The organism is Peterkaempfera griseoplana, from assembly GCF_001418575.1.
In the GTDB taxonomy this organism is placed as follows: domain Bacteria; phylum Actinomycetota; class Actinomycetes; order Streptomycetales; family Streptomycetaceae; genus Peterkaempfera; species Peterkaempfera griseoplana.
This window is the reverse complement of sequence record NZ_LIQR01000460.1, coordinates 1-9,682: the sequence shown is the minus strand read 5'-3', so window position 1 is coordinate 9,682 and position 9,682 is coordinate 1. Positions and strand designations below refer to the sequence as shown.

Genomic DNA, 9,682 nt, shown 5'->3' with positions numbered 1-9,682 from the left:
GTGCTGCTGCTGGTGGGCCTGTTCTGGCTGCTGCCCACCATCGGGCTGCTGGCCTCCTCGCTGCGCGGACCGATCGACATCCAGCAGTCGGGGTGGTGGCAGGTCTTCACCAAGCCGGCGCAGCTGACCCTGCACAACTACAGCAACCTGCTCTCCAACGACACCATCACCAGCTCACTGCTGAACACCGTGCTGATCACGGTGCCGGCCACCGTGCTGGTGGTGCTGATCGCCTCGCTGGCGGGCTATGCCTTCGCCTGGATGGAGTTCCCCGGCCGGGACTGGCTCTTCCTGGCGGTCATCGGGCTGCTGGTGGTCCCGGTCCAGGTGGCCCTGATCCCGGTGGCCCAGCTCTTCGGCCGGCTGGGGATCTTCGGCTCCATCACCGGGGTGGTGCTCTTCCATGTCGCCTTCGGGCTGCCGTTCGCGGTCTTCCTGCTGCGCAACTTCTTCGCCGAGATCCCGCGTGAGCTGCTGGAGGCGGCCCGCCTGGACGGTGCGGGGGAGCTACGGCTGTTCTTCACCGTGGTGATGCCGCTGGGCGGTCCCGCGATCGCCTCGCTGGGCATCTTCCAGTTCCTCTGGGTGTGGAACGACATGCTGGTGGCGCTGATCTTCGCCAACGCCGACGCGGCGCCCATCACCGTCGCCCTCCAGCAGCAGGTGCGCCAGTTCGGCAACAACATCGACGTGCTGGCCTCCGGGGCGTTCATCTCCATGATCGTCCCGCTGGTGGTCTTCTTCGCCTTCCAGCGCCAGTTCGTCAGCGGAGTGATGGCCGGCGCGGTCAAGTGACACCGCGGTGACGGCGGCGGCACGGAGCCGCCCCGGCAGGAGTCCTTCCTGCCGGGGCGGCTCCGTCACTGCGGCTCCGGTACTGCGGCTCCGCTACCGGCGGGCCGTCAGCGCATCGTCCCCGTGCGGAGCAGGGTCCGGATCACCCGCATGGCCACCGAGAGGCTGGCCAGGTCCTGGGTGTCGGAATCCCTTATGTCGTCGAGCGTGGTGCGGGCCCGGTTGACGAGGGTGGCGTTGCGGCCCTCCCACGCCTTGAACCGCTGCTCGGGGCCGTCCCCGGGCTCACCGCAGGCGAGCACGTCCGCGGAGAGCGACGCATGCGCCGCGAAGAGGTCCTCGCGGATGGCCGCACGGGCCATGGACTGCCAGCGGTCGGTCCGCGGCAGCTCGATGATGCGGTCCAGCAGATGACTGATCTGGAGCCGGTCGGCCAGGTCGTAGTAGAGGTCGGCGACATCCGTCACCTCCGCGCCCGCCCGGTCCGCCACCTCGACGATGTCGAGGGTGGGGAAGGCCGAGGAGAGCCCCGCGCAGCGGGTGGCCAGGTCGTCCGGGACACCCGCCGCCGCCAGCTCGTCGTAGATCTGCTGGAACCACTCCAGGTCGCCGCCGCGCAGGAGCTTGGGCAGCTGCGCCCAGACCTGGTTGCAGCGCTCGCGGAAGACCTCGATGGTGCCGGCGATGTCCAGCGGCTGCCGGCGGTTGTTGAGCAGCCAGCGGGTGGCCCGCTCGACCAGCCGGCGGGAGTGCAGCCGCATCTTGGTCTGGACCTCCGCCGAGACCTGGTTGTCCAGGGCCTCGATGTCGCTCCAGATCTCCTCCAGGCCGAAGACCGCACGCGCCGCGGTGTGCGAGCGGACGATCTCGTCCATGGTGGCCCCGGTCTCCTCACGGAGCCGGAAGGCGAAGGTGCAGCCGCCGCGGTTGATGGTCTCGTTGACCAGCAGCGTGGTGATGATCTCGCGGCTCAGGGCGTGGTTGTCGATCGCCTCGGTGAAGCGGTCGCGCAGTGCGGCCGGGAAGTACTGGTGGAGCAGTGCCCGGAAGTAGGGGTCGTCCGGCAGGTCGGTCCGCAGCAGCTCGTCGGAGAGCGTGATCTTGACATAGGCGAGCAGCACCGCCAGCTCCGGCTGGGTGAGCCCGCGCCCCGACTGCTGGCGCTCCCGGATCTGGCGGCTTCCGGGCAGGAACTCCAGGGCCCGGTCGAGCAGTCCGTCCTTCTCCAGGCGGCGCATCATCCGGGCGTGCACATTGAGCATGCTGGGTGCCTGCGCGACCGCGTTGGCCAGCACGGTGTTCTGCGCGTAGTTGTTGCGCAGCACCAGGGCGCCGACCTCGTCGGTCATCTCGGCGAGCAGCGCGTTGCGCTGCTTGACCGTCATGTCGCCGTCGTTGACCACCCGGTTGAGCAGGATCTTGATGTTCACCTCGTGGTCCGAGGTGTCCACGCCCGCGGAGTTGTCGATGGCGTCGGTGTTGATCCGGCCGCCCTCACCGCCGGGGCCGCCCGAGATGGCGAACTCGATCCGGCCCAGCTGGGTGCAGCCCAGGTTGCCGCCCTCACCGACCACCTTGACCCGCAGGTCGCCGCCGTCCACCCGGATGGCGTCATTGGCCTTGTCGCCCACCTCGGCGTTGCTCTCCGACGCGGCCTTCACATAGGTGCCGATGCCGCCGTTCCACAGCAGGTCCACGGGGGCGAGCAGGATCGCCTTCATCAGCTCGGCCGGGGTGAGCCGGGTGGTGCCGTCGGCGATGCCCAGCGCCGTCCGCATCTGCGCGGTGATCGGGATCGACTTGGCGGTACGGGGGAACACCCCGCCGCCGCTGGAGATCAGCGCGGTGTCGTAGTCGGCCCAGGAGCTGCGCGGCAGGTCGAACAGCCGGCGCCGCTCGGCGTACGAGGCGGCCGCCTCCGGGGTGGGGTCGACGAAGATGTGCCGGTGGTCGAAGGCCGCGACCAGGCGGATGTGCTCCGAGAGCAGCATGCCGTTGCCGAAGACGTCACCGGACATGTCGCCGATGCCGACGACGGTGAAGTCCTGGCTCTGGGTGTCGTGGTCCAGCTCGCGGAAGTGCCGCTCCACGGACTCCCAGGCGCCGCGGGCCGTGATGCCCATGCCCTTGTGGTCGTAGCCGGCGGAGCCGCCGGAGGCGAAGGCGTCGCTCAGCCAGAAGCCGTAGGAGTCGGCGACCTCGTTGGCGATGTCGGAGAAGGTCGCGGTGCCCTTGTCCGCGGCCACCACCAGGTAGGTGTCGTCGCCGTCGTGGCGGACCACGTCCTTGGGCGGCTTGACGCCCTCGCCGGCCACCAGGTTGTCGGTGATGTCCAGCAGGCCGGAGATGAAGGTCCGGTAGCAGGCGATGCCCTCCGCCAGCCAGGCGTCGCGGTCCACCGCCGGGTCGGGCAGCTGCTTGGCGACGAAGCCGCCCTTGGAGCCCACCGGCACGATGACGGTGTTCTTCACCATCTGCGCCTTGACCAGGCCGAGGATCTCGGTACGGAAGTCCTCGCGCCGGTCCGACCAGCGCAGGCCGCCGCGCGCGACCTTGCCGAACCGCAGGTGGACGCCCTCGACCCGGGGCGAGTACACCCAGATCTCGTACGCCGGGCGCGGCGCCGGCAGGTCCGGGATCGCCTGCGGGTCGAACTTCATGGAGACGTAGGCGTGCGGGGCGCCGCTGTCCGCGCGCTGGAAGAAGTTGGTGCGCAGGGTCGCCTTGATCAGGCTGAGGAAGGAGCGCAGGATGCGGTCCTCGTCCAGCGAGGCGACCTGGTCCAGCGCGCCGTCCAGCTCCTCCAGGATGCCCTCGGTCAGCTCCAGGCCGGCCGCGGTGTGGGCCGGGGAGAGCCGGGCCTGGAAGAGGTTGATCAGCAGCCGGGTGGCATGGGTGTTGTTCTTGAGCGCGTCCTCCATGTAGTCCTGGGAGAACGTGGAACCGGCCTGGCGAAGGTACTTGGCGTAGGCCCGCAGCACCACGGCCTGACGCCAGGTCAGTCCCGCCTGCAGCACCAGCTCGTTGAAGCCGTCGTTCTCGGCCTGCCCGGTCCAGACGGCGGCGAAGGCCTCCTGGAAGCGCTCACGGGCCTCGTCGCCCAGTCCGCCGGAGGTCCGCAGCTTCAGCCCGAAGTCGTACACCCAGGCGGTCGATCCGTCCGCGCGGCGCAGTTCGTAGGGGTGCTCGTCGACGACCTCGACACCAAGCCGCTGCAGCACGGGCAGCACCTCGGTGAGGGAGACCGCCCCGCCGCCGCGGTAGATCTTTAGCCGGCGCTCATTGTCCGCGGCCCCCAGCGGCTGGTACAGGTTGAGCCGGAAGTCCCCCGGCTCACCCAGCGACTCCAGCTGCCGCAGGTCGGCGACGGCGGTGCGGGGGGAGAAGTCCGCCCGGTAGCCGTCCGGGAAGGCGTTGGCGTAGCGGCGGGAGAGTTCCGCGGTCCGCTCCTCGCCGCACTCGGCCAGCAGCACCTCGTGGAAGCCGTCCATCCAGGAGCGGGCGGCCTCGGCCAGCCGGGCCTCGATCCGCTCGGCGTCGGCGTCGGTGAGGGAGCGCAGTTCGGTGCCGGGGGCGACCCGCACCACGAAGTGCAGCCGGGTGAGGACGGACTCCGTGGACCACACCGTGTAGTCGATGGTGGAGCCGCCGTCCCCGCCGTCCTCCGGCGCGGCGGGGCCTCCCAGCTCCTCCAGCAGGATGTCCATCAGCCGCAGCCGGATCCTGGTGGTGTACCGGTCGCGGGGCAGGTACACCAGGGCCGAGAAGTAGCGGCCGAAGGCGTCCTGGCGCAGGAAGAGCCGCAGCTTGCGGCGCTCCTGGAGGTAGAGCACGCTGCCGGCGATGGCCAGCAGCTCCTCGGTGGGCGTCTGGAAGATCTCGTCCCGGGGGTAGGTCTCCAGGATCTGCAGCAGGTCGCGGCCGTCATGGCTCTCCAGCGGGAAGCCGGAGTTGGCGACGACGTCCTGCACCTTGCGGCGGACCACCGGGATCCGGGTGACCGACTCGGTGTAGGCGGCGGAGGAGAAGAGGCCCAGGAAGCGGCGCTCACCGATGACGTTGCCCGCGGCGTCGAACTTCTTCACGCCGACGTAGTCCAGGTACGCGGGGCGGTGCACCGTGGCGCGGCTGTTGGCCTTGGTCAGCACCAGCAGGGTGTGCTCATGGGCCTTGACCCTGGCGGCCGCGCTGAGGCGGCCGAAGGCCTCGCTCGCCGGATGGCCGTCGGCGCCCCCGCGGGGGTCCGGCCGCAGGATGCCCAGGCCGGTGCCGGGCACGGAGCGCAGCGCCTCGGGGGCGTTGGCCCCGCCGTCCGCCGCCACCAGGTCGTACTCCCGGTAGCCGAGGAAGGTGAAGTGGTCGTCGGCGAGCCAGCGCAGCAGCTCCCGGGCCTCGTTCACCTCCTCCTCGGGCAGACCGCCCGGGGACTGCCCGGCGAGGTCGTCGGCCAGCCGGAGCGCGGAGTCGCGCATCTTGGTCCAGTCCTCGACGACCTCGCGGACGTCGGTGAGGACGCGGCGCAGATCGGCCTCGATCTGGCGCAGATCCTCCCGGTCGGTCTCACGGTCGACCTCGATGTGCATCCACGACTCGACGACGGCGTCGGCCGGCAGGCCGGCGTCGCCGGGCCGGCGGAGCCCGCAGGGCTCGGCGTCGAGGACCTCCAGCAGCTTGCCGGTGATGTCGCGGCGGACCACCATCTGCGGGTGGATCACCACATGGATGGCCCGGTCCTGGCGGGAGAGCTCATTGGTGACGGAGTCCACCAGGAAGGGCATGTCGTCGGTGACGACCTCGACCACGGTGTGGCCGCAGGACCACCCGTTCTCCTCCACGGTGGGCGTGTGCACCCGTACCTCGGCGGTGCCCTGGGGCCGCGCCAGCCCCAGCCGGTAGTGGGAGGCGGCCGCCCCGTAGACGTCGACCGGATCCCGGTCGAGCAGGTCCTCGGGGGCGGTGTGCAGGTAGTAGTGGTGCAGGTAGGCGGTCAGGGCGCCATTGCCCAGGCCCTCCCCGTGCGCTCCCCCCACCTGGCTGTTCTCAGCGGCCTGCGCTGCTCGCGCGAGCACCTCGGCCTTGGCTGCGTCCAGCTTGGTCTGCATGGCTATCTGGCTCCTGTCGCGCGCCGTTGCGTGACTCGGTGGTCTGTGCCGGTGGCCGGTCACCGTCCGATCCTCCCGCAGATCCCAGATGGCGGTGGCGCATGCCACGCATGAAATGCCATCCATCTGGGTACGACAGGTCTTTCGTCCCGGGGCACCTCGGCCAGCCTAACCGGGCGTCCGCGGAGTGTCAGGGGCCGGTCCGTAGCAAAGGCAGAGTCTGCCTGGACACCAGTGGACGTCTTGTACAACTACCGAGCGGTAGCACGGGGTTCCGCGTAGTGATCTGCGCCGTCGGGTAGGTCCCCCGACATGGCAGCGAGGATTCTGATCGTCACCGGCGACGCGGCGGAGTCGCTGGAGGTTCTCTACCCGTACCAGCGACTGCTGGAGGAGGGCTACGAGGTGCACATCGCGGCACCGGCCCGCCGAAAACTGCAGTTCGTGGTGCACGACTTCGTGGAGGGGTTCGACACCTACACCGAGAAGCCCGGCTACACCTGGCCCGCCGACCTGGCCTTCGCCGAGGTGGACCCCGCCGACTACGCGGCGCTGGTCATCCCCGGCGGCCGGGCGCCCGAGTACCTGCGCAACGACCCCGAGGTGAAGCGGATCACCGCCCACTTCTTCCAGCACGACAAGCCCGTGGCTCAGCTCTGCCACGGCCCTCAGATCAGCGCGGCGGCCGGGGTGCTCGGCGGGCGGCGTACGGCGGCCTACCCGGCCCTGGAGCCGGACGTCGTCGCCGCCGGGGCCACCTACGAGGACGGCGAGGCCGTGGTCGACGGCACGCTGGTCTCCGGGCGGGCCTGGCCGGACCACCCCGGCTGGATGCGGGCCTTCCTGGAGGTGTTGCGCAGCAAGGCGCCCGCCCACTGAGGCCCTCCGCCCCGGCGGCGCGGGGAACCGCCCGGCCCGTCCCTGCGCGGGACCGGTGGGCGGGAGCCCGGCCGCCGGGGCACCACGCCGGGACGGGGAGTGGGTGGTCGGGGGCCGCGCAGGCTCAGCCGACCAGGTCGGCCGCCAGCGCCACCGCCTCCGCGAGCGAGTCCACGACGGGTACCCCGGCCGGCGCCAGAGTCTCCCGGGTGTGCGAACCGCCGGTGTACAGCACCGCATGGGCGCCCACCCTCGACGCCGCCACCGCGTCGTCCGCGGCGTCACCGATCACCACCGTGGCGGCCGGGTCCACGCTCCTGCCCAGCGCGGCGAGATGCCGCACCATGTGCTCGGCCTTGCCGCCCCCGGACGGGCCGGTACGGCCGTCCACCCGCAGGAAGCGGTGCTCGATGCCGAAGCCGCGCACCAGCGGCACCAGCTGCTCGTGGCCGTACATGGAGAGGATGGACTGGCTGCGGCCGGCGGCCGCCCACTGCTCCAGCAGCAGTTCGGCGCCCTCGGTGAGACCGCAGCCCGCGCTGTGGCCGGTGTAGGCCACATGGAAGGTGGCGTCCATCCGCTCCCACTCCTCGGTGGTGGGAGCCCGCCCCAGCAGTCGCTCGTAGAAGCGGGGGATCGGGATGCAGTACAGCTCGCGGTAGCGCTGCACCGTCAGCGGTGCCAGGCCGATCTCGGCGAAGGCGGCATTGCTCGCCGCCACCACCGCGTCGATGTCGTGGTAGAGAGTCCCGTTCCAGTCCCAGACAAGATGTGCGCCCACCCATGAACGGTACCGGGCGCCGCCGACAGCGCCGTACGCCGGGCGATCTCAGGGCAGCAGGGTGGGGATCTCCTGGGTGGCGAACCACAGCAGCTCGTGGTCCTCGGCCCCGTCCACCGTGAACCGGGCGTCGTCGTCGCCCTGGTCGGCGGCCGGCACCGCCGCGGCCGCGGCCGCCACATCCTCCTCGGCGTCGTCGGCGTCCACATGCACCGCGGCCGCCTTCGCCAGCACCACCGGCTCGGCCAGCCGGACCTGGCCCAGCGACAGCTGATCCTTGTACTCCGCCCCGGTGTCCAGCAGCACCGCCTTGTCGGGGACGTCGACCGCGACCACCGCCCGGCGCCGGGGCGCGTCGGGGTCGGCGGCCAGCAGCCGCAGTGCCGACTGGGCCGCACGGACCAGCGCTGCGTACTCCAGTTCCTCGATGTCGTCGCTGAGGTACCACTCGCGCAGCGCCGGGGTCACCGCGTACGCGTGCAGCGGGGCCGGGCCGAGCTCGCCGGCGGCGTGCGCCGCGGCCAGGCCGTTGAGGGTGGTGGGGACGTACACACGCATCGGGGCCGCTCCGGATCGTGGGTCTCGCCGGGCCCGGTGCGACCGGAGGGGAGCGGGGCCCGGGTGCGGGCCCTGCGCCGCACCGCGTCCAGGATACGGCGGAGGTTGATCACCGCACCGCCGTGTCCGCGCCATTCCGGCGACGCGCTGGTGCGGGCGGCGCGCTGTTGCGGGCGGCGCACCGCTGCGGGCAGCGCACCGTTCCGGGCAGCGCACCGCCGCGGGCGGCGGTCAGCGGGCCCGGATACCCGAGAGCGCCGCCCCGCAGGTGCGCAGCGCCGTCTCCAGCACCTCCGGGCGACGGGCCGGGTCCATCATGTTGGGGCCCATCGCCGTCAGGTCCTCCAGCGTCGGGGCGAGCAGCCTCACCTTGGTGCCGGCCGCCCGCAGTTCCCCGGCCTCACGGAGCATCTGCCGGGTGACCGCCCGCCGGTAACGGCTGACCAGGTGGGCCAGCACCCCGTGCGGCCGGGGGCTCCCCGGCGGCTGCTCCCGGCGGCCGGTGTCTCCCACCGGCCGGATGCGTACGGCCATCGGCGCCAGCACATAGACCTCGTCCAGGCCGCGGCCCGCCAGCAGATCGGCGTTGGTGGCCGACCAGGCGCCGCCGTCGATGAAGCGGTGGCCGTCCACCGGCACCGGTGCGAACCAGCCCGGGATCGCGCAGGAGGCCATCACCGCCTCGGCGACCCCGGCCGGGGGCGCCTCCGGGTCGCCGAAGACCACCCGGTGGCCGGTCTCGTAGTCCACCGCGACCAGCCGCAGCGCCGGCAGACCCGCCCAGCCGTCGCCGGCGCCGACCAGTGCCCGCACCAGGTCCCCCAGCGGGGCGACCGAACCGCGGCCCGGTGGCACAAAGGCGGACACCATGGTCAGGAAGGGGTAGTCGCGGGGATGCCGGAAGGTCTCCCGCAGCAGCCCGGGGGAGCCGATCCCCGGACGGGGACGCGGCGGCAGGGCGCCGCCGACCGCCGTGTCGTAGTCGAAGTCCACCCCGACCAGCGGGCCGGTGGAGATCGGCCGGCCCTGCTGGTGGTCGCGGAGAGAGACGGGGTCGACCCCGGACGCCAGCAGGGTGCCCAGCACCGAACCCGCCGAGGTGCCCAGGATGATCTCCGAGGTACCCGGGTCCCAGCCGGTCGTCTCCGCCACGGCGCAGAGCGCACCCACCGTCCAGGCGGCGCCCAGCATCCCGCCCGCGCCGAGGACCAGGCCGCGCCGAGGGCCCTTCCTGGCGCCCGCGGCGGACGGCGCGGGAGTTCGGCCGGCCTGCGGATCGCCGATGCCGGACACGTGCGTCACCATGCGCCTGCCACCCTTCCCCGCTCCGGGCCTACCGTCCGACGGTAACCGCTGCCCTGCCCGGGACGGCCGACGCCACCACGGGCCGGGGCGCAGGACTTCCTCCGCGTGCCACGGTGTCCCGCACCGGGCCCGGGCGCCCGGATCCGCGCCCTCGCCCCCACCCGAACCTGCGTCCGCCGCCCAAGCCCGCACGCCCTTCCCGGTACCTGTACCCGCGCCCGAGCCCGCGCGCCCTCCCCCCGTACCCGGGCCTGCTCCCGGG

The 9,682-nt window shown here is 72.2% G+C and carries 6 protein-coding genes; 2 read left to right on the top strand and 4 right to left on the bottom strand.

What is annotated here, in order from left to right:
• Nucleotides 1–795 (top strand): carbohydrate ABC transporter permease, encoded by a 795-nt coding sequence (locus tag AOK09_RS29730; RefSeq protein ID WP_063796113.1) that lies wholly within the window; start codon nt 1–3, stop codon nt 793–795.
• A 107-nt stretch (nt 796–902) separates the two neighbouring features.
• On the opposite strand, the gene AOK09_RS29725 is transcribed toward AOK09_RS29730, so the two are convergent.
• Entirely contained in the window at nt 903–5,897 is a 4,995-nt protein-coding gene (locus AOK09_RS29725) for an NAD-glutamate dehydrogenase (RefSeq protein WP_055590330.1), read from the bottom strand.
• Nucleotides 5,898–6,209: 312 nt separating this feature from the next.
• Between AOK09_RS29725 and AOK09_RS29720 the strand changes: the two genes are divergently transcribed.
• Nucleotides 6,210–6,776 carry a DJ-1/PfpI family protein gene (locus tag AOK09_RS29720; RefSeq protein WP_055590329.1) on the top strand — a complete coding sequence of 189 codons (567 nt, stop codon included), beginning with the start codon at nt 6,210–6,212 and terminating at the stop codon, nt 6,774–6,776.
• A gap of 124 nt (nt 6,777–6,900) precedes the next feature.
• Here the strand turns inward: AOK09_RS29720 and AOK09_RS29715 are convergent, their stop codons facing one another.
• The 3 genes from AOK09_RS29715 to AOK09_RS29705 form a co-directional block, all read right to left on the bottom strand.
• Nucleotides 6,901–7,557, bottom strand: a complete 657-nt coding sequence (locus AOK09_RS29715) for an HAD family hydrolase (RefSeq protein ID WP_055590328.1) — start codon at nt 7,555–7,557, stop codon at nt 6,901–6,903.
• Between the two features lie 48 nt (nt 7,558–7,605).
• Nucleotides 7,606–8,115: a DUF6912 family protein gene (locus tag AOK09_RS29710; protein ID WP_055590327.1), complete on the bottom strand. Its 510-nt coding sequence runs from the start codon at nt 8,113–8,115 to the stop codon at nt 7,606–7,608.
• Nucleotides 8,116–8,346: 231 nt separating this feature from the next.
• Nucleotides 8,347–9,420 carry a patatin-like phospholipase family protein gene (locus tag AOK09_RS29705; protein ID WP_055590326.1) on the bottom strand — a complete coding sequence of 358 codons (1,074 nt, stop codon included), beginning with the start codon at nt 9,418–9,420 and terminating at the stop codon, nt 8,347–8,349.
• Between the last annotated feature and the right edge of the window lie 262 nt (nt 9,421–9,682).

Bases quoted from the DNA above. Each gene is read 5' to 3' on its own strand.
- AOK09_RS29705 (WP_055590326.1), bottom strand. From the start codon at position 9,420: ATGGTGACGCACGTGTCCGGCATCGGCGATCCGCAGGCCGGCCGAACT.
- AOK09_RS29725 (WP_055590330.1), bottom strand. From the start codon at position 5,897: ATGCAGACCAAGCTGGACGCAGCCAAGGCCGAGGTGCTCGCGCGAGCA.
- AOK09_RS29720 (WP_055590329.1), top strand. From the start codon at position 6,210: ATGGCAGCGAGGATTCTGATCGTCACCGGCGACGCGGCGGAGTCGCTG.
- AOK09_RS29710 (WP_055590327.1), bottom strand. From the start codon at position 8,115: ATGCGTGTGTACGTCCCCACCACCCTCAACGGCCTGGCCGCGGCGCAC.